Here is a 19,210-nt window from a genome sequence, read left to right as displayed (position 1 = left end):
GTCATGAAGTTCAAGAGCAAAGTCATCTATACCTCGCACATCGACACGCCGCTCGGCGGCATCACGATGGCGGCCACCGACCGGGGCCTGGCCGGCGTCTGGTTCGACCAGCAGCGCCACTGGCCCGACACCGCGGGCTGGATCACGAAGGACGACCATCCCGCGCTCGTGGAGGCGGCCGCCCAGCTGCGCGACTACTTCGCCGGCAAGCGCGAGCGCTTCGACATGAAGCTCGACCTGTCGCACGGCACCGCGTTCCAGCAGAGCGTGTGGCAGGAGCTGCTGGCCATTCCGGCCGGCGCCACCACGAGCTACGGCAAGCTGAGCATGAACGTGGGCAACCCGGCCGCGGTGCGCGCGGTGGGCGCAGCCGTGGGGCGCAACCCGATCAGCGTGATCGTGCCCTGCCACCGCGTGCTCGGTGCCGACGGTTCGCTGACCGGTTACGCTGGCGGGCTCGAACGCAAGACCGCCCTGCTCGAACTCGAGGGAGCGCTCTGAGCAGCCACAAGAAGCAGAGCGAAAGACGCATGACCACTACGAACAACAACATCGCCGCCACCAAGCCCCTTGCACCCAGCGCCTGGCTCATCGACCTCGTGCTGCTGGGCGCGCTCTGGGGCGCGTCTTTCCTCTTCATGCGCATCGGCGCGGCGGAGTTCGGTGCGCTGCCGACGGCGGCGGTGCGGGTGGCGATCGCCGCGCTGTTCCTGCTGCCCATCGCACTGCTGCGCGGCCAGGGGCCATCCCTGGCGAAGCACTGGAAGGCCAGCTTCACGGTCGGCGTCTTCAACTCGGGCATGCCGTTCGCGCTGTTCTGCTTCGCGCTGCTGACCATCAACACCGGCCTGGCCGCCGTGCTCAACGCCACCACGCCGATGTTCGGCGCGCTCGTGGCGTGGGCCTGGTTCCGCGAGCGTCCGAACGGCTCGCGCCTCATCGGTCTCGCGATCGGCTTTGCCGGCGTCGCCATGCTCGCGAGCCGCAGCGCCGGCCTGCATGCTGGCGCCAGCGGGCATGCCGCGCTCTTCGCGGTGCTGGCCTGCCTGGGCGCATGCCTGTGCTACGGCATCTCGGCCAGCGCCACGCGCGCTCACCTGGGCGGCGTGCCCGCGCTGACCACCGCTACCGGCAGCCAGATCGGTGCCACGCTGTTCCTCGCCATTCCGGCCTTCTGGCTCTGGCCCGCGCAGATGCCCAGCCTGCGCGCGTGGCTGGCGCTGCTGGCGCTGGGCATCGCCTGCACGGGCGTCGCCTACATCCTGTTCTTCCGGCTGATCGAACGCGCCGGGCCGGCCCGCGCGCTGACCGTGACCTTCCTGGTGCCGGTGTTCGCGCTGTTCTACGGCGCGGTGTTCCTCGGAGAAAACATCACGCAGTGGATGCTGATCTGCGCGGGCGTCATCGTCTGCGGCGTGGCGCTGTCGAGCGGCATCGTCAAGCTGGGCCTGCCGCGCAGGGCCTCGGCCTGAGCGTGTTTTCTTGCGGGGCGCCTACACGGCACCCGCGACGACGTTCACCGAGAGCGCCAGCACCATCATGTTGAACGCGAAGGCCAGCACGCTGTGCAGCAGCGTGATGCGCCGCATCTCCTTCGACGTCGCCTGCACGTCGGACACCTGCGAGGTCATGCCGATCACGTACGAGTAGTAGAGAAAGTCGAAGTAGTCGGGGGCGTCGTGCCCGCCCGGAAAATCGAGCCCGCCGTCAGGAGTACCGTCCCGCTGGTCGATGTAGTAGCGGTGCGCATAGTGAAAGGCATAGATGGTGTGCATCGTCAGCCACGACCCTGCCAGCGCCACCAGGCCCAGCGCGACATGCGCCGCGCGCTCCCAGCCGCTCAGCCCCTTCACCTGCTGCAGCAGCATCGCGATGGCCACCACGCTCATGCCCACCACCACCAGCATCGAGACCAGGATCACCACATTAGGCTGGTCCAGCGACTGGGCGCGCTCGCGCGTGCGCTTCGCATCGAAGGTGTCGGCCAACCACCACGACAGCAGCTGGAAGACCCCCACGCCCACGCACCATCCGGCCAGCCCGCGCGCCATGCCGCTCATGGGCAGCGGCATCAGCGCGGCCGCAACGGCGCAGCCGGTGGCCGCGCCGTAGAGAAGACGTTGGGGACCGGTGGTGGTGGAAAGATGTCGGCGCATGGGCGAGCACTGTAGCGCCGTAGCGTAGAAGGAGTCCTACAAGTACAGCGGCATTCCGCGCATCGGGAAAGCTCACGCGGGCCACTAGGGTTCTCGCTGTTCAAGGGAGCTTCGCCCGGAAGCACAGCGCAAGGCCTCAGGCCTGCGCCCATTTCATCGCGTGCCCGCGGCATCCATTTCCCATCCGGGTCACCAAGGATTTCATCCATGCTGCTGCTCCGCCCTCGCCCCGCTTTCGGCGCATTGTTCGGCTCCGGCCTCCTGCTTGCCGCCGCGCCGGCTCTGGCCGATCCCTCGCCCGCGCTCGACCGGTTCAGCTTCTCGGTCGGTGCCTTCAGCGCCGATCCGAAGTTCAACGCTTCGGTCAGCACGCCGTATGGCACGCTGCAATCGGGCGACATCAAGCCGGGCCGCGTGACCATGCCGCGCATCACGGCCGACGTGCTGATCGGCGACAGCCACGGAATCTCGTTCGACTACTACCAGTACCGGCGCGACTACTCCGGCGGCGTCGCGAACACCACGTCCCTGGGCAACTTCGGTTCGCTGAATACTTTCGGCAACGCCACCGTCAACACCAAGCTCGACTTTGCCAAGCTCTCGTACAAGTGGTGGATCGGCTCGGGCAACACCGTGCTCGGCCTGGGCGCCGGTGCCGCCTACTACCGTGCGACGCTCGGCGCGACTGCGCTCGCCGGGGTGAACGGCCAGGTCAGAACGCTGAACGAAAGCTCCAGCGACAACGCCGTGGCGCCGCTGCTCGAAGTGGGCGTGCGCCACGCCATCACGCCGGACCTGCGGCTGTTCGCCGACGCCTCGGGCGTGTGGAAGAGCAGCGGCCGCTTCCACGGCAACATCTACAACGCCTCCGCCGGCGTCGAGTGGTTCCCGGTGAAGAACGTGGGCCTGGTGCTCGCCTATGGCCTGACGAACATCGACCTGACGCGCGAGAGCGGCTCTGCCGATTCGCGCTTGAAGGTCCGCCTGCAGGGGCCTTCGGCTTTCCTCAAGGCACGCTTCTAGGCCCTGGGGCGTTCTGCGTGTAGCCAGTCTTCGCAAGCGCGGTGCGGCGGCCAGCCTTGGGGCTGCGCCCATCACCGAAGAACGGAGACACAGAGCATACCTGCAGCCCCCACCGGCCTCGCGCCGCCGCAGTTCCATCCGCGCATCTCGCGCAGGGACCTCACACGCTGCCCGAAGTGCCCATCGACAGCACACAGCTTGCGCTCATCATGTACATCAGCGGCACCACTGGGCGCCAGAAGGGCGTGATGCATTCGCATGCGTCGGTGCACTCGGTGCTGCTGAGCAACATGATCGAATGAGGCAGCAGCCCCGAGCGCGCCGACGTGTGGAGCTGCGTGCTGCCGCTGTTCCATTGCGGCCAGCACACGGTGCTGATGTCGGCGCTGGCGGTGGGCGGCGCGCTCGTCGTCCTGCGCGGCTTCGACCCCGGCGCGGTGCTCGCCGCCATTGAGCGCCACCGGATCACGGTGATGGTCGGCCTGCCGATGATGTACGGTGCGCTCCTCGCGCAGCCGCAGCGCGCCGCGCGCGACCTGTCGAGCCTGCGGCTGTGCGTCTACGCGATGGCGCCGATGTCGCGCACGCAGTTGCTGCGCCTGCTCGACGGGTTCTGCCCCAACTTCGCACTCGTCTCGGGCCAGACCGAGATGTACCCCGGCGCCACCATCTTCGAGGTGCAGGAGCAGCGCAAGCGCTTCGGCTCGTATTGGGGCGTGGGCACGCTGGTGAACGAGGTCGCCGTGATGGGCGATGAGGGCGACCTGCTCGGGCCGGAGCAGGTCGGCGAGATCGTCTTTCGCGGACCCAACGTGATGCTGGACTACTACAAGGACCCGGAGGCGACGGCGAACGCGCAGCGCTTCGGCTGGCACCACTCGGGCGACCTGGGCAAGTTCGACGCCGATGGGCAGCTGGTCTTCCTCGACCGGCCGAAGGACATGGTGAAGTCGGGCGGCGAGAACGTGCCGTCGATCAAGGTCGAGGAAGTGCTGCTGCGGGGCTGATCCTGCGATAGCGCCTCGCCCGGTCGGCCCGCGGGCCGCCGGAGTGTTGTTTCATCAGTGCTAACCCTGCGGTCCGGGCTTGTTCCTTCGAGTGGATGAATGTAATAATTTAGTTACAACACCACCCTCCGGAAAAAGTCCCCATGAAACACCGCGCCGCCCTCCATTCACCTGGCACCATCGCCCGCGGTACGGCCGCGCTGCTTCTCGCAACCTGCGCTTCGTCACACGCCTTTGTGATCGGTGTCAGCGAAGGCGTGAGCTACAACGTGTCCGACGCGCAGGTCACCGCCCGCTTCGAGCCCATCGCCGAGGTGCTGTCGAAGGCGCTCAAGCAGCCGGTGACGATCAAGATCCTCAATTCGTACAACGGTGCGCGCGACGCGCTGAAGCAGCAGCAGGTCGACTTCGCCTTCGTGCACCCGTCGCACGTGGCGCTCGGCGCCATCAAGGGCGGGCAGTACAGCGCATTCGCCTGGACCACCGGCTACACCGACTACAAGGTGTCCTTCCTGTGCAAGGAACAGCAGCCGATCTCCGACTGGAAGAGCGTGGCCGGCAAGCAGCTGGTCATGCCCGACGCCGACTCGATCACCGCGGTGATCACGCGCGCGATGCTGCGCGAGCAGGGACTGCAGGGCACCGCGGTCAAGGTCACCAACACGCGCTTCCAGGAGGCCGTGCCCTTCTACGTGCAGAACGGCTTTGCAGCCTACGGTGCAACGGCAGCCTCCGGCGTGATCAAGACCTGGAAAGACGGCGGCGGCAAGGTCTGCGCGGAATCGCGCGCAGTGCCGATCAAGCAATGGCTCGCGTCGCGCAAGCTCGATGCGGCCACGGTGAACGCGGCGCGCGATGCGCTGCTGAGCCTGGCGCAGACCGACGCCGGCAAGCGCGCGCTCGCTGCGTCCACCTATGTCGGCTTCGTCACGCCTTCGTCCGACGTCGAGTCCTCGCTGATGAGCTGGCTGGGGATCTGAGGGGCAAGGCCGTACGCGCACGCCGCCTGCCCGGCCCGGGCAGAATCCGGCGCTTGCCGTCTCCCTCCCAAGGACTCCCTCCATGACCGATCTCTCGAGCTTTCCCATCACGAAAAAATGGCCCGCGCAGCATCCTGACCGGCTGCAGCTGTACTCGCTGCCCACGCCCAACGGCGTGAAGGTGTCGATCATGCTGGAGGAGACCGGCCTGCCGTACGAGCCGCACCTCGTGAGCTTCGAGACCCACGACCAGACGTCGTCGGCATTCCTGTCGCTCAACCCGAACAACAAGATCCCGGCCATCCTCGACCCCAATGGCCCGGGCGGCAAGCCGCTGGCGCTGTTCGAATCGGGCGCCATCCTCATGTACCTCGCCGAGAAGACCGGCAAGTTCATTCCGCAGGACGCCGCCGGCCGCTACGAAACCCTGCAGTGGGTGATGTTCCAGATGGGCGGCATCGGCCCGATGTTCGGCCAGCTCGGCTTCTTCAACAAGTTCGCCGGCAAGGACTATGAAGACAAGCGCCCGCGCGACCGCTACGTGGCCGAATCGAAGCGCCTGCTCGGCGTGCTCGACAAGCGCCTGTCGGACCGCGCGTGGATCGTGGGCGACAGCTACACCGTCGCCGACATCGCCACCTTCCCGTGGGTGCGCAACCTGATCGGCTTCTACGAGGCAGCGGACCTCGTGGGCTTCAAGGATTTTCCGAACGTGGCGCGCGCGCTCGAAGCCTTCGTGGCGCGCCCCGCCGTGGTGGCGGGGCTGGGCATTCCGAAGCGCGGCTGAGCGCCTGCTCAGTTGGCGCTCAGGTCCATCAGCATGCGCGACAGCAGGTAGAGGCGCGGCACCACGCTCTCTACCTCCGCATATTCCTCCGGCGTGTGGATGCCGCCACCCACGATGCCGAAGCCATCGAGCACCGGCACGCCGACGCCTGCCACCAGGCTCGCATCGGCCGCGCCGCCGCTGCTCTCGATGGTGAGCTTCTTGCCGATCTCGCCGTAGATGCCTTCGGCCATGCGCACCAGCTTGTCGGACGCGGGCGAACGCGGCATCGGCGGCAGGCCGCGGATCAGTCGCACGCGCACCTCGGTCTCGGGGATCAGCTTGTTCTGCGAGATGCGGACCAGGTCTTTCTCGACGCGGTCGAGCTCCTCGGGCGTGGCCGCGCGCACGTCGCCCTTGGCGCTCGCGGTCGCCGGAATCACGTTGGTCGGTCCATTGGCCGTGAGCACCGTGAAGTTGACCGTGGTCTTCTTCGCGGCATCGGCCGTCTTCGACAGCTGCAGCACCTGGTGCGCCACTTCCATCGCCGCATTGCGGCCGGCCTCGGGCGCCACGCCCGCGTGAGCGGCCAGCCCCTTCACCTCGACGAGCGCGGTGGCCGAGCCCTTGCGCTCGACCACGAGGCCATCGGCCGGTCGGCCCGGCTCCAGGTTCAACGCCACGTCGTGCTGCTTGGCGATGCGCTCGATCAGCGCGCTGGTGCCGACGGAGCCGACCTCTTCGTTGGTGTCGAGCAGGAAGGTGATCTGCCCGTAGTCCTGGAAGCCGACCTGCTTGAGGATCTTCAGCGCATAGAGCCCGGCGATCACGCCGCCCTTGTCGTCCATCACGCCGGGGCCGTAGGCGCGGCCATCCTTGATGTAGAAGGGCTTGGCCGCGGCCGTGCCCTCCTTGAAGACGGTGTCCATGTGCGCGAGGATCAGGATCTTCTTCTTGCCCTGCCCTGTCAGCGTGGCCACCACGTTGGTGCCGGGATGCGGATCGGCCGGAAAGGTCTCGATGCGCGCGCCGAGCTTGCGCAGCTCTTCCACCGCCATCTCGCGGACCTTGTCCAGGCCCGCCGTGTCGGCCGAGCCGGAGTCGATGTTGACCATGCGCTCCAGCATCTTCAGCGCCTCGTCCTTGCTTTGCGTGGCGGCGTCGAGCACGCCCTGGTGCGGCTTCTGGGCCATGGCGTTGCCAGTCAGCAGGGCGCACGCGAGCGCGGTGCACTGGGCGATGGCGAGCATGTGGCGGCGAGCGGGAGTCCGGGATTTCATGGCCGAAGAAGCCGAAGCGGGATGGCGCGAGTGAGTCGTCATGTTGTCCGTTCTGTTGAAGGAATGTCGAGGAAAGCGCGGCAGGCTATCACCCGACTCGCGAACGGATCAAGCTCACGATGCGGGCGCTGCCGCACGCACTCTACAGACACTTCAGCCGGAAAAGTTCAACCCGGAAAGTCTTCCCCGCGCAGCTCGATCGGCTGCCCATGCGGCGTGCGGCCGGCCGCGTGCTCCCAGGCATGCCGGTAGCGGGCCAGTTCGTCGCCCGAGCTGGCGCCCTTGGCGGCCACGAGCTTCTCGAGCGCGGCCAGCCAGTGCAGGTAGTAGGTCTGGCCGGTGTCGGGGTCGCCCGCGGCCTGAGCCTCGGAGATCTGCGCCGCCAGCGCCTCGGCCCATTCGGGCCATGTGAAGAGGCCGCGCTCGTGCAGCGCCAGCGTCATCGCGAAGGCCTGGGCCTCCCATGGCGCGCTGAACACCGGCCCGTCCGCATCGCGCGGCATGCCGGGCGACAGCGGCATGCGCTCGCCGCTCATTGGAATACCTTCGTGCTTCGCACTGCGGTGCGAGCTTGCTTGGGGCGGCCCGGCGCGGCGCTCATGCCACGGCCTCGAGATAGCTCTCCCACGCATCCACCGACACCGAGAGGTTCTGGCGCGGCGCATCGTCGCCCCACAGTTCGGCTTCGTCGAACTCCACCGTGTAGAGCCACTGCGGTTGCTCGCCGAGCCCTTGCGCGTTGGTGTCTGCGAACACATGCGCGCCATGTACGTGAACGATGGTGCCGCGCTTGCCCTGCACATAGGCCGGCAGCCGCGTGTGATGGTCGACCTTGCCGAGGTGCATACGCACCTTCTGCCCCAGGGCAAAGCGGGCCGGTGCAGGCGCCGGCCGCTCGGCGGGCGAGCCTTTGGCGAGCACCGACTGCACATCGGCCGCGCGCAGCACGCGGGCCACGGGCGCGGCAGCATGGCTCACCTCGCCGCTGGCGATCTCGTCGGGAAAGAGCTGCCCGCGCTGCAGCATCAGCTGCTCCAGCGCGCGAAGCCAGATCTGGTAGTAGCTCAGCTCGCCATAGTCGGGCAGCGTCTCGCGCACGGAGCGGCTCGCGTCGATGTTCCACGAGCCCGTCGCGCCCATGGCCAGCACGAGCGCCAGCGCGCGCGGCTCCCAATCGGCATGAAAAAGCTCGCCCTCGGCTTCAGGCACCACCTTGCCGAAGCCGGGCTGTCCGCCGAGGTCGGCCTTCGTCGCGTAGCTCATGCGTCGCTCCCGGCTTCAACTGGTGCACCGGCCAGCCGCGTGCCGATCATCGAATCGCGTGAAACCAATGCGGCGAGCTCTTCTTCGCTCAGGCCTTCGGTGCCGGTGGGCCGCTGCGGGATGACGAGGTAGCGCACCTCGGCGGTCGAATCCCACACGCGGATGCGCGTGGTCTCGGGCAGGGTCACGCCGAAATCGGCGAGCACGCCGCGCGGGTCCTTCACCGCGCGCGAGCGGTACGGCGCGCTCTTGTACCAGGTGGGCGGCAGGCCCAGCACCGGCCACGGATAGCAACTGCACAGGGTGCACACCACCATGTGGTGCGTATCGCCGGTGTTCTCCACTGCCACCATGTGCTCGCCCTGCCGCCCCGCGTAGCCCAGCGAGGCGATGGCTGCCGTGGCGTCGGCCAGCAGCCACTGCCGGAAGGCCGGATCGACCCAGGCCCGCGCCACCACCCTTGCGCCGTTGCGCGGGCCGATGCGGGTCTGGTAGGTGTCGATCAGCACGTCGAGCGCGCCCGGGTCGATGTAGCCCTTCTGCGCGAGCACGCTTTCGAGCGCACGCACGCGCAGGTCCATCTCGCCGAGTTCGCTGTGTTCGTGGTCATGATCGTGGTGGTGACCGTGGCCGCTGTCGTCGTGGGGGTGGTCTGCGCTCATTCCGGCGATGCTACGCCCGGGCACTTAAAATTCGAAGCCTCCCGCCAGATCCCCCGGAAGCCTTTCGCCCATGACCTCCACGCCCGCCCGCCCCGTCCGCTCCCAGTACGAAGACTTCATGCGCCACGTCGACACGCATGGCGTCTTCAAGAGCGACCGCACGGGCACGGGCACCAAGAGCGTGTTCGGCCACCAGATGCGCTTCGACCTGAACGAGGGCTTCCCGCTGGTCACCACGAAGAAGGTGCACCTGAAGTCCATCATCCAGGAGCTGCTGTGGTTCCTGACCGGGTCGAGCAACAACAACTGGCTCAAGGAACGCGGCGTCACCATCTGGGACGAATGGGCGCGCGAGGACGGTGACCTGGGCCCGGTATACGGCGTGCAATGGCGCAGCTGGCCCACGCCCGACGGCGGCCACATCGACCAGATCGCCGACGTCATCAAGACGCTGAAGAGCAACCCCGATTCGCGCCGCATCATCGTGAGCGCATGGAACGTGGCCGAGCTGTCGAAGATGGCGCTGATGCCCTGCCATGCCTTCTTCCAGTTCTACGTGGCGCCGCCGCAGGCCGAAGGCGAACGGGGCAAGCTCAGCTGCCAGCTCTACCAGCGCAGCGCCGACATCTTCCTGGGCGTGCCCTTCAACATCGCGAGCTACGCGCTGCTCACGCACATGGTGGCGCAGCAGTGCGACCTCGACGTGGGCGACTTCATCTGGACCGGCGGCGACTGCCACATCTACAGCAACCATGCCGAACAGGTCGCGCTGCAGCTGAGCCGCACGCCCTACCCGTACCCCACGCTGAACATCAAGCGCAAGCCGGCGTCGATCTTCGAATACCAGTACGAAGACTTCGAGGTGCTGGACTACCGGCACGGCGATCCGATCAAGGCGCCCGTGGCGGTATGAGCGGAATGAGCAAGCCCCGCGTCAACCTCATCTTCGCGCGCGCCGCCAACGGCGTGATCGGCGCGAACAACACGATCCCCTGGCACATCCCGGAGGACATGGCGCACTTCAAGCAGCAGACCGTGGGCGCGCCGGTGATCATGGGCCGCAAGACCTGGGACTCGCTGCCGCCACGCTTCCGGCCACTGCCGGGCCGGCAGAACATCGTGGTGACGCGGCAGCCCGGCTGGCAGGCCGACGGCGCGCTGCGCGCAGGCAGCCTGCAGGAGGCACTGTCGCTTTGCGAATCGTCATCGAAGGCCGACGCCGTGTGGGTGATCGGCGGCGCGCAGATCTACGCCGAAGCCGAGCCGCTCGCGCAGCGCGCGGTCGTGACCGAGGTTGCGCGCAACTACGAAGGCGATGCCTATGCTCCGGATCTCGACGCAGCCGTATGGCGCGAGACGCAGCGCGAATCGCATGTCTCGGCCAAGGAAGGCCTGGGCTTCAGCTTCGTGACCTACGAGCGCATCGCATCCCCGAACGGATGAGCGGCGACAGTTTGGCCGGCCCTGACGCTCAAAAAAAATAATCGCCCGGTTACCAGAAACAAACTGGCACCTGCGTCGCTCCTTTCAGCGCGAAAGGAACACTTCGGTACACGCGTGTAAAGGCATGCCCGGCTCAGGGTTTAGACAACGCCAATTGTTTGTGCGCAAAATGTCGCTCCCGCCCTCAACCCAAGGAGACGGCTCATGTCCATGGAATTTCTTCGGGTCATCGCCGAGCAGAAATTGCCATACGTCATTCACACGCCGGCAGACATCGACAGGCTGCGCGTGCTGCGTGCGGCAGAGTTGGTGACGGCCTTCATTCCGCCCTCGGACCGCGCGCCCGATGCGCGCGCGATACGCCAGCTGGCCCAGGTCGAATCGATCACCGCCAAGGGCAAGCTGGCGCTCAACAAGGCCACGTCGGCATTCATCGAACTGTAGGAAACCGCGCCTGCGGCGCATGAACGATGTCATTGATCGTGCCAATTCCGGGGCGCACGGTTCGCCTGCACCGTTCCTGCTTCAGCTGAACACGCTTTCGAGGTCGACCTCTTCGGCGCTGTCGTCCAGCTTCAGGCTCTGCTCGATGTGATCGAGGTGATGCAGCATCAGCTTCTCGGCGCGCTCGGCATCGCCGCGGTTCACGGCAGCGACGATTTCCTCGTGCTCGTCGGCGCGGCAACTGGTGGCCGTGGGGGCGTCGTACAGCGAGATGATCAGGCAGGTCAGCACCGACAGCTCGCGCATCGATCGCGCCAGAGCCGAGTTGCCGGCCAGTTCGGCCAGCAGCACATGGAACTCACCCGACAGGCGGACGATGGCGCGCTTGTCGTCGCGGCGCCGCGCGTCGGCCTCGAGTTCGATGTGGCGCTGCAGGCGCTGCTTCTTGGTGTCGTCGAGCGTACGGATGAGGCGGCGCAGCACGCCGGGTTCGATGAGGCGGCGCGCCTCGAACACGTCCTGCGCCTGCTCGATGGTGGGCTTGGCGACGAAGGCGCCGCGTTGCGGCACCAGCTCGACGATCTGCTCGTGAGCCAGCCGGGCCAGCACTTCGCGCACCTTGGCGCGGCTGGTCGCGAAGATCGTGGCCAGCCGGTCTTCCCCCAGCTTCGTGCCGGGCGCGAGACGGTGCTCGAGGATGGCTGCCGAGATCTTCTCGGCGATCTCCTCGACACTGTGTTCGCGGGCGTTGGCCGCGCCGTTCGCGCTGGTCTTGCGGGCTGGGGCTTTGGTGGACATCGGCGCCGATTCTATCGGCGGCCCCCCTACGCTGCAGAGCGCCACGGGACCCGCAACCTCAGCCCGTGCTGCGTCCGGCATCGCGCGCCAGCAGCCGCGCCAGGGCGTCTGGCAGCCCCTGGTTCGGCTTGATCGGCGGCGGCGCAAAGCTGCCCAGGCGCGCCGGCGCAGCCGCCAGGGACACGAGCGTCTGGGCATGGCACACGGCGCTCGACACACCATCGACCACCGGCACCGGAATGCGGTCCTTGATCGAACGCGCCAGGCCCGCCAGCGGCGCGCCGGCGATGATGATCACATCCGCGCCGTCGTCCTCGATGGCCGACATGCACAACGCCTCCAGTCGCTGGCCGTGGTCGTCCTGCACGTGCCCGATGTCCTTGAGCGGACCGTCGAGACTGCGGATGCTCGCCAGCCGGTCGATCAGGCCGTTGGCCTGCACGCACTCGCGGTACCACGCCGTGATGCGCCGCGAGATCGCGACGATCGAGAAGCGCTTGCCCAGCAGGCACGCGCTCATCAGCGCGGCCTCGGTCAGGCCGACCACGGGGATGTCGAGCGCCTCGCGCAGGCCGTCGATGCCGGGGTCACCGAAGGCCGCGACCACGATGGCGTCGTGCCGCGCGTGGTGCTCCGCCGCGAGCGTAGCGGCGGCATAGGCGCCGATCAGCGATTCAAAGCGGGTCTCGATGTAGGCGACACCGAAGGGTGCGGTCAGCACCTCGATGCGCGTGTCGCGCGCGGCCGCACGCCGGGCTTCGGCCGCGATCAGGTCCGAGACGCTTTGCGAGGTGTTGGGGTTGATCAGCAGCAGGTTCATGGCAATGTCTCCAGGCGATTGGCTCAGGCCGGTCGGCGGCTCGGCAGCAAGGTGGGCTCGCCCCGGCGCAGGAATTCTCCGCGTCCGGCACGCGGATGGAAGCGTTCGCCGTCCCACACGACCTCGCCGCGCGCCAGCGTCAGCGCCGGCCAGGCTTTCACCTCGATGCCCTCGTAGGGCGTGTAGTCAACGTCGTGGTGCAGATCAGCGTTGCGGATGGCGCGCGGCGTGGTGCCCCAGACCACGAGGTCGGCATCGGCGCCGACGGCGATCGTGCCCTTGCGCGGGTGCAGCCCGTAGGCCTTGGCGGGGTTGGTGGACGTCAGCTCGACGAACTTGTTGATGGTGATGCGCCCATCGAGCACGCCGTGCGAGAACAAGAGCGGCAGCCGCGTCTCGATGCCGGGAATGCCGTTCGGAATGTGGCGAAACGCCACCTCTTCGCCGCCGGGCTTCTTGCCCTCGGGTGCGTCGTAGCGGAACGGCGCATGGTCCGAAGAGAAGATCGTGAACAGCCCGTCCGACAGCCCGTTCCAGATCACCTGCTGGTTCTCGCGGTTGCGCGGCGGCGGACTGCAAACGCAGCGCGCGCCCTGGTAGCTGTCGTCTAGCCCCAAGTCTTCGGCGGTCAGGAACAGGTACTGCGGGCAGGTCTCGGCGAACACGCTCAGGCCGTGTGCGCGCGCCCAGCGGATCTGCTCGACGGCTTCGCGCCCGGACACGTGCACGATCATGATCGGCACGTCGACCAGCTCCGACAGCGCGATCGCGCGGTGCGTCGCCTCGCGCTCGACCAGCATCGGCCGCGCATGCGCATGAAAGCGCGGCGCAGTGCGTCCGCCGGCTTCGAGCCGCTTGGTCAGCCACTCGATGCAGTCGGCATTCTCGGCATGGATCATGGCCATCGCGCCCTGCTCCCTGGCCACCGCCAGCACGTCGAGAATCTGGCCGTCGTCCAGCTTCAGATCGTCGTAGGTCATGTAGATCTTGAAGGAGGTGTAGCCCTCGGCGATGAGCTGCGGCAGCTCATGCTTGAGTACTTCCTCGGTCGGGTCGCTCACGATCAGGTGAAAGGCGTGGTCCACGTGGGCGCGGCCCTCGGCGCGTTGGTGGTAGTCCTGCACGGCGGCGCGCAACGACTGGCCCTTGTGTTGCGCCGCGAACGGGATCACGGTGGTCGTGCCGCCGCAGGCCGCCGCGCGGGTGCCGGTGTCGAAGTCGTCGGCCATGCGCACCGGCGGCTCCATCGGCTGGTCTAGGTGGCAATGGGCGTCGACGCCGCCCGGCGTCACGTAGCGGCCGGCGGCATCGATCTCCTGCCGCCCCGGCGGCAGGCCGAGGCCGAGCTGCACGATGCGGCCGTCGCGGATGCCGATGTCCGAATCGAAGGTGTCGCTGGCGGTGGCAACGCGGGCGTTGCGCACCACGAGATCGAGGTCGCGGAAGGTCATGGTCTTTCTTTGCTTTTATGTCTGGGTCTGATGGTCGGTGGTGGCCGTTCAGGCCTTCGCGTCGAACAGCCGGCCCCAGCCCTTCACGGCGCTCGGATCGACGCCGACCGTCTTCAGCGCGCGCCAGACCACGGTGGCCACCGAGTCGTAGATCGGGATGCCTAGCTCGCGCTCCATTTCTTCGACCAGCTGCGCGCCGCTGAGGTTTGTGCACATGATGGTGATCCCGTCGGGGCGCTGTTGTGCCACCTCGCGCAGCATGCGGCGCAGCGTGTCGGGCTCGACCTCGCTGAACGCGAAGTTCACCGTCAGGTCCAGGTGGCGCTCGGCCACGCAGTCGATGCCGATGCCCGCGTAGTTGGCGACGATGCGCTGCTGCACGTCCTCGACATACGGCGACACCAGGCCCAGCGTGCGCGCGCCCTGCGCGGCCAGCAGTTCGTTGAGCGCCAGCACCGAGGTGGTGGCCGGGATACCGGTCGCCTCGGTGATGCGCGCGCACAGCGCCTGGTCTTTCTCGAAGCCGAGCCAGCTGGCCGAGGTGCCGCTCCAGCAGATCGTGTCCACACGCGCGTCGGCCAGCAGCCGCGCGGCGTCGAGGATCTTGCTGTCGTCGAACTGGTTCAGCGAGGCGTCACGCATCGAGATCTCGGTGACGGTGAAGCGCGAGAAATGCGCGGAGACGCCAGGCACGCCCGCGACCATCGCGCTGGTCAGCGGTTCGAGCGCGGTGTTCGAGGAAGGCGTCAGCACGCCGATGAGCTTTCGTTGCGTCATGGTCGTCAGAGCCGGGGGGTATCGGTCGGGTCGGCCGGTGCGCCGGGCTTGCCCTGGTGGTGCGCGGCCAAGTCGAGTTCGCGCGCCAGGGCCTTGCGGCGCGCGGGCGTCGGGCTCGCATGCGAGGCGTTGTCGAGCGCGGGCAGCACGAAGTCGTTGACCATGCGGCGGATCGCCAGCACGTTCTTCGACTCGCGCAGGCCGCCCTCGATGGGCAGCATGCTCGTCATGACGACCACCGCATTGCGCTGCGGCAGCGCCACGATGAACTGGCCCTTGAAGCCCATGGCATGCACCTCGGGCTCGGTGGCGACGATGTCGTTGATCCACCAGTACTGCCCGTACCAGGGCGCGGACGACGGCGCGGTCATGGTCCGCATCCAGGCCTGCGACGTGATCTGCCGGTCGTTCCAGCGGCCGCCCGAGAGCACCAGCATGCCGAGCTTGGCCATGTCGACGGCGCGCAGCCGCAGACCCCAGCCGGAGGACACGAGCCCCTTGTCGTCCGCGCGCTCCCAGGCGTAGTGCACCATGCCCATCGGCTTGAAGATCTTCTGCTCGGCGAAGGCCTGCAGCGGCATGCCGGCATCGGCGCCCAGCGTGGCGCTCGCGAGGATGGGGTTGACGTCGGTGTAGTCGAAGGCCTCGCCGGGCGGGCGCCGGGGCGTGGTGCCGGCCGCGAGCTTCAGGCGGTCCGGCGCGCCGTAGTAGATCGGGTCGTCGGTCGGCTTGAAGTCGTAGAACAGGCCGGTCGACATCGACATCACGTGCCGCAGTTCGATGGCCTGCTTATCTGCGAGCGCGTCCTTCAGGTCGGGACGCGCCTTGGCCAGAATGGGCGCGATCTTCTCGTCGAGGCGTGAGCGGCCCTCGTCGATCAGCACGCCGGCCGCCAGCGCCGTGACGTTCTTGGTGATCGAGTACAGCTCGTAGTTGTGGTCGCGCGTAAGCCCCTGGCTGTAGCGCTCGAAGACCAGCTTGCCGTCCTTGACCACGAGGAAGCTGCGCACGTCGAGGTTTTCCTTGCGGATCCACTCCGACAGCCGCACCAGCGGCTGGGAGTCGACGCCCACGGCCTCGGGCACCGCAACGGCAATCCCGGGCTCGGCATCGACCGCCGGCTGGGCCAGGGCCGCGCCGGCGCAGGCAAGGTGCAGGGCAACCGCACCCGCCGCGAGACGAAGATGAGAAACAAACATGGGAGCGTCTCCTTCCGGTTCGGTTGCGTGCCTCAGACCGGCAGCTTCTTGCTGTAGTCGATCAGCATCGTCGAGCAGACGAACAGGCCGGCACCGGCCGCCGTGAACAGCATCAGCGCCATGAAGTACGAGCCGGTCGCCTGCACGATCAGGCCCACCACGATCGGCACGCCGATGCCCGCGACATTGCCGCCGAGGTTCATGGTGCCGCCGAGGAAGCCGACCCGGGCACGCGTGCCGAGGATCGACGGCACGCACCAGAACAGGCCGCACCAGCGCAGGAAGAACAGCGTCACCGACAGCAGCACGACCACGGCGACCGGGTCCTTGATCTGGGTCACCATGAAGATGGCGATGGTGGCGATGATCGACGAGATGCCGAACAGCGTGCGCAGCACCTTGCTCTGCGAGGCACCGGCCGCCTGCCACTTGTCGGCCAGCCAGCCGCCGAACATCTCGCCGACGAAGCCCGAGAAGAACATGATGAACACCGCGCCGCCCATCTGCTTGATGTCGAAGCCGTGCACCTTCGACAGGTAGTTGGGCATCCACGTGAGCAGGCCGTAGAACAGCGCGTTGAAGCACATCCAGCCGAAGAACATGCCCCACACCGAGCGGTAGCGGAAGAAGTCGAGCACCCGGCCGCTCGCGTCGGCCGATTCCTTGGCGGCGTCGGCAGCGTGGCTGGCCTCGATGTAGCGCGCTTCGGCCTCGTTCACACCGGGATGCTGGCGTGGATGGTTGCGGATGTAGCTCCAGGCGAAGTAGCCTGCCACCACGGTGCCGACGCCGGCGATGACGAACGCCAGGCGCCAGGACCCGAGCACGGCGATCAATGCCGAGATCAGGATCGCGCCCAACGCGGCACCCAGGGGGGCACCGCCGTCGAGCAAGGTGGCGCCGCGCCCACGTTCGGTCTGGGTCATCCAGATGCCGTTGAGCTTGCCGCCCGCGGGGTAGATCGGCGCCTCGGCCGCGCCCAGGCCCAGCCGCGTCAACAGCAAGGGAACCCAGCCCGTGCAGAGGGCAGCGATGGCCTGGAAGGCGCCCCAGCCCACGGTCGCGCCAGCGATGACGACGCGCGGGCCGAAGCGGTCGGCCAGCATGCCGCCCGGGATCTGCATCAGCGCATAGGTCCAGAAGAACGAACTGAGCAGCAGGCCCTGCACGGCCGGGCCGATGTCGAATTCCTTGGCGATCAGCGGCATGGCCACCGAAAGCGAGGCCCGGTCGATGTAGTTGATCGAGATCAGGAACAACATCATCAGGAAGATCTTCCAGCGCACCTTGGTGGGCTGGTGGGCGGCGTCGGGGGCTGCGGCGGTCGCCTTGGCGCCGTCCGTCATGGTGTTTTGCATCGGTTTGTCTCCTTGCAGTGGCACGGATGCCAGCCTGCAGGAAAAGGACCCGGCACGCTGGCGAACTTTGCAGTCGCGGGTCGGGCTGGTCCGGGCCAGTGCACCGCCGAGGCTGTCGGGCGTAATCTAGGCTTTGTTGAAATTAACGTCAACATTATTGTTGACAATATTGTTGACGATAGTGGTAAGCACCTAGCAGCGGCGTCGCCCTGCGGTGCCGCTGCTGTTGCGCCCGCTTACCCGAGAAGCAAGGAAGTTCGAGTGCTTTTGCTAAGCTGATCAGTTGCATGCACGCCAACCGAGGCAAAGCGAAACGCCGAACGGGCACACCAAGGGGTGCAGGCTGCCAAAGACGCTCTGAAAATGATAAATTTTCATTTGAAATCAATGACTTACAATAATTTATGAAAATCGCCACCTGGAACGTCAACTCCCTCACCGCGCGCCTTCAGCACGTGCTCGACTGGCTCATCGCCAATCCGGTCGACGTGCTGTGCCTGCAGGAGCTCAAGATGACCGACGACAAGTTCCCGCTCGACGTGCTCAAGTCGGCCGGCTACGAAGCGGCGGTGTTTGGCCAGAAGACCTACAACGGCGTGGCGGTCCTCAGCCTTGCACCAATGCGCGACGTGGTGAAGAACATCGGTGGCTTCACCGACGACCAGTCGCGCGTGATCGCGGCCACCGTTGAAACGCCGTCGGGTCCGCTGCGTGTGGTCAACGGCTACTTCGTGAACGGCCAGGCGCCGGGCACCGACAAGTTCGAATACAAGCTGAAGTGGCTCGACGCGCTGCGAGACTGGCTGCGCCAGGAGATGGTGTCGAACCCGAACCTCGTGCTGCTGGGCGACTTCAACATCACGCCGGAAGACCGCGACAGCTTCGACCCGGTGGGCCTGAAGGAAACGATCCACCACACGACCGAGGAGCGCAACCATTTCAAGGCGCTGCTCGAACTGGGCCTGACAGACAGCTTTCGCATGTTCGAGCAGCCCGAGAAAAGCTATTCGTGGTGGGACTACCGCATGCTGGGCTACCAGAAGAATCGCGGGCTGCGCATCGACCACGTCCTGGTGAGCCAGCCGCTGGTGCCGCGCGTGAAGGGCTGCGTCATCGACCGCGTGCCGCGCAAATGGGAAAAGCCGAGCGACCATGCGCCGGTGGTGCTCGATCTGGACCAGGGGGCCTGACCGATGGCCGCGCCCATCCGCATCGCAGGCCGCATCGCATTGGTGGCCACCGCACTCGCGCTGTCCGCCTGCTCCCTGCTGAAGCCCACCGACAAGGCCGAAGGCGGTACGGGCGCCACCGCGACCGCCCCCGCCGGCGAGGCCGCGCCGGACGACCGCAACGTGCCCACCGTGCGCCTGATCACGGCACAAACGCCGGCCGTGCGAACGTACCGCAAGATCGGCGCGCGCCACATCTACAACAAGTACGCAAGCCGCATCTACAAGGGCAAGATCCCGCCGCTGGTGTATGCCGTGGTGGTGGTCGAGACCGAGATCGACGCCACCGGGAAGGTAGTGAACGTCACGTTCAGCCGCACGCCGAGCCATGCGCCCGAAGTGCCGCCGATGATTGCCGAACTGATCAAGGCCACGTCGCCGCTGCCCAATCCGGGCAAGCTGGGCGGTCACACGTACGTTGACACCTGGCTCTGGGACAAGAGCGGGAAATTCCAGATCGATTCGCTGACGCTCGGCCAGCGCAGCAGGTAGCTTGGCACACCCCCTGCAGGGGGCGATACCGGCGGCCCGGCAAAACCGGTTCCGCGGCATCC

At 67.1% G+C, this 19,210-nt stretch carries 21 protein-coding genes and 1 pseudogene; 11 read left to right on the top strand and 11 right to left on the bottom strand.

The window, feature by feature from the left end; all coding sequences use genetic code 11:
• Window positions 1-3 precede the first annotated feature (3 nt).
• On the top strand, window positions 4-501 hold the full coding sequence (locus PMI12_RS04180; protein ID WP_007829464.1) for a methylated-DNA--[protein]-cysteine S-methyltransferase: 498 nt from the start codon (window positions 4-6) through the stop codon (window positions 499-501).
• Window positions 502-530: 29 nt separating this feature from the next.
• Window positions 531-1,472, top strand: coding sequence for a DMT family transporter (locus PMI12_RS04175; protein ID WP_007829462.1), 942 nt, complete (start codon window positions 531-533; stop codon window positions 1,470-1,472).
• Window positions 1,473-1,493: 21 nt separating this feature from the next.
• Here PMI12_RS04175 and PMI12_RS04170 read toward each other — a convergent pair whose 3' ends face one another.
• On the bottom strand, window positions 1,494-2,156 hold the full coding sequence (locus PMI12_RS04170; RefSeq protein ID WP_007829460.1) for a DUF1345 domain-containing protein: 663 nt from the start codon (window positions 2,154-2,156) through the stop codon (window positions 1,494-1,496).
• Between the two features lie 207 nt (window positions 2,157-2,363).
• Here PMI12_RS04170 and PMI12_RS04165 point away from each other — a divergent pair, with 207 nt between their 5' ends.
• The 4 genes and pseudogenes from PMI12_RS04165 to PMI12_RS04150 all read left to right on the top strand — a co-directional run bounded on the left by PMI12_RS04165 (window position 2,364) and on the right by PMI12_RS04150 (window position 5,953).
• A complete protein-coding gene (locus PMI12_RS04165; RefSeq protein ID WP_007829458.1) occupies window positions 2,364-3,179 on the top strand; it encodes a hypothetical protein in 816 nt (271 codons plus the stop codon).
• Between the two features lie 41 nt (window positions 3,180-3,220).
• Window positions 3,221-4,186, top strand: a pseudogene (locus PMI12_RS04160) (class I adenylate-forming enzyme family protein).
• A gap of 143 nt (window positions 4,187-4,329) precedes the next feature.
• Window positions 4,330-5,166, top strand: a complete 837-nt coding sequence (locus PMI12_RS04155) for a phosphate/phosphite/phosphonate ABC transporter substrate-binding protein (protein ID WP_007829454.1) — start codon at window positions 4,330-4,332, stop codon at window positions 5,164-5,166.
• Between the two features lie 82 nt (window positions 5,167-5,248).
• Complete coding sequence (locus PMI12_RS04150; protein ID WP_007829451.1) at window positions 5,249-5,953, top strand: glutathione S-transferase N-terminal domain-containing protein; 705 nt, start codon at window positions 5,249-5,251, stop codon at window positions 5,951-5,953.
• Between the two features lie 8 nt (window positions 5,954-5,961).
• Here the strand turns inward: PMI12_RS04150 and PMI12_RS04145 are convergent, their stop codons facing one another.
• The 4 genes from PMI12_RS04145 to nthA all read right to left on the bottom strand — a co-directional run bounded on the left by PMI12_RS04145 (window position 5,962) and on the right by nthA (window position 9,137).
• Complete coding sequence (locus PMI12_RS04145; protein ID WP_042672818.1) at window positions 5,962-7,212, bottom strand: glutamate carboxypeptidase; 1,251 nt, start codon at window positions 7,210-7,212, stop codon at window positions 5,962-5,964.
• Between the two features lie 167 nt (window positions 7,213-7,379).
• Window positions 7,380-7,748 (bottom strand): nitrile hydratase accessory protein, encoded by a 369-nt coding sequence (locus PMI12_RS04140; protein WP_007829434.1) that lies wholly within the window; start codon window positions 7,746-7,748, stop codon window positions 7,380-7,382.
• 61 nt (window positions 7,749-7,809) lie between these two features.
• Window positions 7,810-8,475 (bottom strand): nitrile hydratase subunit beta, encoded by a 666-nt coding sequence (gene nthB, locus PMI12_RS04135; protein ID WP_007829432.1) that lies wholly within the window; start codon window positions 8,473-8,475, stop codon window positions 7,810-7,812.
• Window positions 8,472-9,137 carry a nitrile hydratase subunit alpha gene (gene nthA, locus PMI12_RS04130; RefSeq protein ID WP_042672800.1) on the bottom strand — a complete coding sequence of 222 codons (666 nt, stop codon included), beginning with the start codon at window positions 9,135-9,137 and terminating at the stop codon, window positions 8,472-8,474. The genes nthB and nthA overlap by 4 nt, the downstream gene beginning before the upstream one ends.
• A 70-nt stretch (window positions 9,138-9,207) precedes the next feature.
• Between nthA and PMI12_RS04125 the strand changes: the two genes are divergently transcribed.
• The 3 genes from PMI12_RS04125 to PMI12_RS04115 all read left to right on the top strand — a co-directional run bounded on the left by PMI12_RS04125 (window position 9,208) and on the right by PMI12_RS04115 (window position 11,024).
• The gene (locus PMI12_RS04125) at window positions 9,208-10,050 is read left to right on the top strand and encodes a thymidylate synthase (protein ID WP_007829430.1); all 843 of its coding nucleotides are present in this window, start codon (window positions 9,208-9,210) and stop codon (window positions 10,048-10,050) included.
• A 5-nt stretch (window positions 10,051-10,055) separates the two neighbouring features.
• Window positions 10,056-10,580, top strand: a complete 525-nt coding sequence (locus PMI12_RS04120) for a dihydrofolate reductase (protein ID WP_193386530.1) — start codon at window positions 10,056-10,058, stop codon at window positions 10,578-10,580.
• Window positions 10,581-10,784: 204 nt separating this feature from the next.
• Window positions 10,785-11,024, top strand: a complete 240-nt coding sequence (locus PMI12_RS04115; RefSeq protein WP_007829428.1) for a hypothetical protein — start codon at window positions 10,785-10,787, stop codon at window positions 11,022-11,024.
• 81 nt (window positions 11,025-11,105) lie between these two features.
• Here the strand turns inward: PMI12_RS04115 and PMI12_RS04110 are convergent, their stop codons facing one another.
• The 6 genes from PMI12_RS04110 to PMI12_RS04085 are packed head-to-tail and all read right to left on the bottom strand — an operon-like array spanning window position 11,106 to window position 17,415.
• Window positions 11,106-11,822: a GntR family transcriptional regulator gene (locus PMI12_RS04110; RefSeq protein ID WP_007829427.1), complete on the bottom strand. Its 717-nt coding sequence runs from the start codon at window positions 11,820-11,822 to the stop codon at window positions 11,106-11,108.
• Window positions 11,823-11,880: 58 nt separating this feature from the next.
• A complete protein-coding gene (locus tag PMI12_RS04105) occupies window positions 11,881-12,642 on the bottom strand; it encodes an aspartate/glutamate racemase family protein (RefSeq protein WP_007829425.1) in 762 nt (253 codons plus the stop codon).
• 23 nt (window positions 12,643-12,665) lie between these two features.
• Complete coding sequence (hydA, locus tag PMI12_RS04100) at window positions 12,666-14,093, bottom strand: dihydropyrimidinase (RefSeq protein WP_007829424.1); 1,428 nt, start codon at window positions 14,091-14,093, stop codon at window positions 12,666-12,668.
• 48 nt (window positions 14,094-14,141) lie between these two features.
• Window positions 14,142-14,870 (bottom strand): maleate cis-trans isomerase family protein, encoded by a 729-nt coding sequence (locus tag PMI12_RS04095; protein WP_007829423.1) that lies wholly within the window; start codon window positions 14,868-14,870, stop codon window positions 14,142-14,144.
• A 5-nt stretch (window positions 14,871-14,875) separates the two neighbouring features.
• Window positions 14,876-16,069, bottom strand: a complete 1,194-nt coding sequence (locus PMI12_RS04090) for a serine hydrolase domain-containing protein (RefSeq protein WP_007829421.1) — start codon at window positions 16,067-16,069, stop codon at window positions 14,876-14,878.
• A 32-nt stretch (window positions 16,070-16,101) separates the two neighbouring features.
• Window positions 16,102-17,415 (bottom strand): MFS transporter, encoded by a 1,314-nt coding sequence (locus tag PMI12_RS04085; RefSeq protein ID WP_086012090.1) that lies wholly within the window; start codon window positions 17,413-17,415, stop codon window positions 16,102-16,104.
• Window positions 17,416-17,831: 416 nt separating this feature from the next.
• On the opposite strand from PMI12_RS04085, the gene xth reads away from it, so the two are divergent.
• The gene (gene xth, locus PMI12_RS04080) at window positions 17,832-18,617 is read left to right on the top strand and encodes an exodeoxyribonuclease III (RefSeq protein WP_007829412.1); all 786 of its coding nucleotides are present in this window, start codon (window positions 17,832-17,834) and stop codon (window positions 18,615-18,617) included.
• 3 nt (window positions 18,618-18,620) lie between these two features.
• Window positions 18,621-19,148 carry a hypothetical protein gene (locus tag PMI12_RS04075; protein ID WP_007829410.1) on the top strand — a complete coding sequence of 176 codons (528 nt, stop codon included), beginning with the start codon at window positions 18,621-18,623 and terminating at the stop codon, window positions 19,146-19,148.
• Window positions 19,149-19,210: the final 62 nt, after the last annotated feature.

Origin of the sequence: Variovorax sp. CF313, from assembly GCF_000282635.1 — a bacterium.
Classification (GTDB): domain Bacteria; phylum Pseudomonadota; class Gammaproteobacteria; order Burkholderiales; family Burkholderiaceae_C; genus Variovorax.
This window is presented reverse-complemented; position numbering and strand designations above follow the sequence as displayed.

Coding starts and splice junctions, on each gene's coding strand:
- PMI12_RS04180 (WP_007829464.1), top strand. CDS start 4: ATGAAGTTCAAGAGCAAAGTCATCTATACCTCGCACATCGACACGCCG.
- PMI12_RS04175 (WP_007829462.1), top strand. CDS start 531: ATGACCACTACGAACAACAACATCGCCGCCACCAAGCCCCTTGCACCC.
- PMI12_RS04170 (WP_007829460.1), bottom strand. CDS start 2,156: ATGCGCCGACATCTTTCCACCACCACCGGTCCCCAACGTCTTCTCTAC.
- PMI12_RS04165 (WP_007829458.1), top strand. CDS start 2,364: ATGCTGCTGCTCCGCCCTCGCCCCGCTTTCGGCGCATTGTTCGGCTCC.
- PMI12_RS04155 (WP_007829454.1), top strand. CDS start 4,330: ATGAAACACCGCGCCGCCCTCCATTCACCTGGCACCATCGCCCGCGGT.
- PMI12_RS04150 (WP_007829451.1), top strand. CDS start 5,249: ATGACCGATCTCTCGAGCTTTCCCATCACGAAAAAATGGCCCGCGCAG.
- PMI12_RS04145 (WP_042672818.1), bottom strand. CDS start 7,212: ATGAAATCCCGGACTCCCGCTCGCCGCCACATGCTCGCCATCGCCCAG.
- PMI12_RS04140 (WP_007829434.1), bottom strand. CDS start 7,748: ATGAGCGGCGAGCGCATGCCGCTGTCGCCCGGCATGCCGCGCGATGCG.
- nthB (WP_007829432.1), bottom strand. CDS start 8,475: ATGAGCTACGCGACGAAGGCCGACCTCGGCGGACAGCCCGGCTTCGGC.
- nthA (WP_042672800.1), bottom strand. CDS start 9,137: ATGAGCGCAGACCACCCCCACGACGACAGCGGCCACGGTCACCACCAC.
- PMI12_RS04125 (WP_007829430.1), top strand. CDS start 9,208: ATGACCTCCACGCCCGCCCGCCCCGTCCGCTCCCAGTACGAAGACTTC.
- PMI12_RS04120 (WP_193386530.1), top strand. CDS start 10,056: ATGAGCAAGCCCCGCGTCAACCTCATCTTCGCGCGCGCCGCCAACGGC.
- PMI12_RS04115 (WP_007829428.1), top strand. CDS start 10,785: ATGTCCATGGAATTTCTTCGGGTCATCGCCGAGCAGAAATTGCCATAC.
- PMI12_RS04110 (WP_007829427.1), bottom strand. CDS start 11,822: ATGTCCACCAAAGCCCCAGCCCGCAAGACCAGCGCGAACGGCGCGGCC.
- PMI12_RS04105 (WP_007829425.1), bottom strand. CDS start 12,642: ATGAACCTGCTGCTGATCAACCCCAACACCTCGCAAAGCGTCTCGGAC.
- hydA (WP_007829424.1), bottom strand. CDS start 14,093: ATGACCTTCCGCGACCTCGATCTCGTGGTGCGCAACGCCCGCGTTGCC.
- PMI12_RS04095 (WP_007829423.1), bottom strand. CDS start 14,870: ATGACGCAACGAAAGCTCATCGGCGTGCTGACGCCTTCCTCGAACACC.
- PMI12_RS04090 (WP_007829421.1), bottom strand. CDS start 16,069: ATGTTTGTTTCTCATCTTCGTCTCGCGGCGGGTGCGGTTGCCCTGCAC.
- PMI12_RS04085 (WP_086012090.1), bottom strand. CDS start 17,415: ATGACGGACGGCGCCAAGGCGACCGCCGCAGCCCCCGACGCCGCCCAC.
- xth (WP_007829412.1), top strand. CDS start 17,832: ATGAAAATCGCCACCTGGAACGTCAACTCCCTCACCGCGCGCCTTCAG.
- PMI12_RS04075 (WP_007829410.1), top strand. CDS start 18,621: ATGGCCGCGCCCATCCGCATCGCAGGCCGCATCGCATTGGTGGCCACC.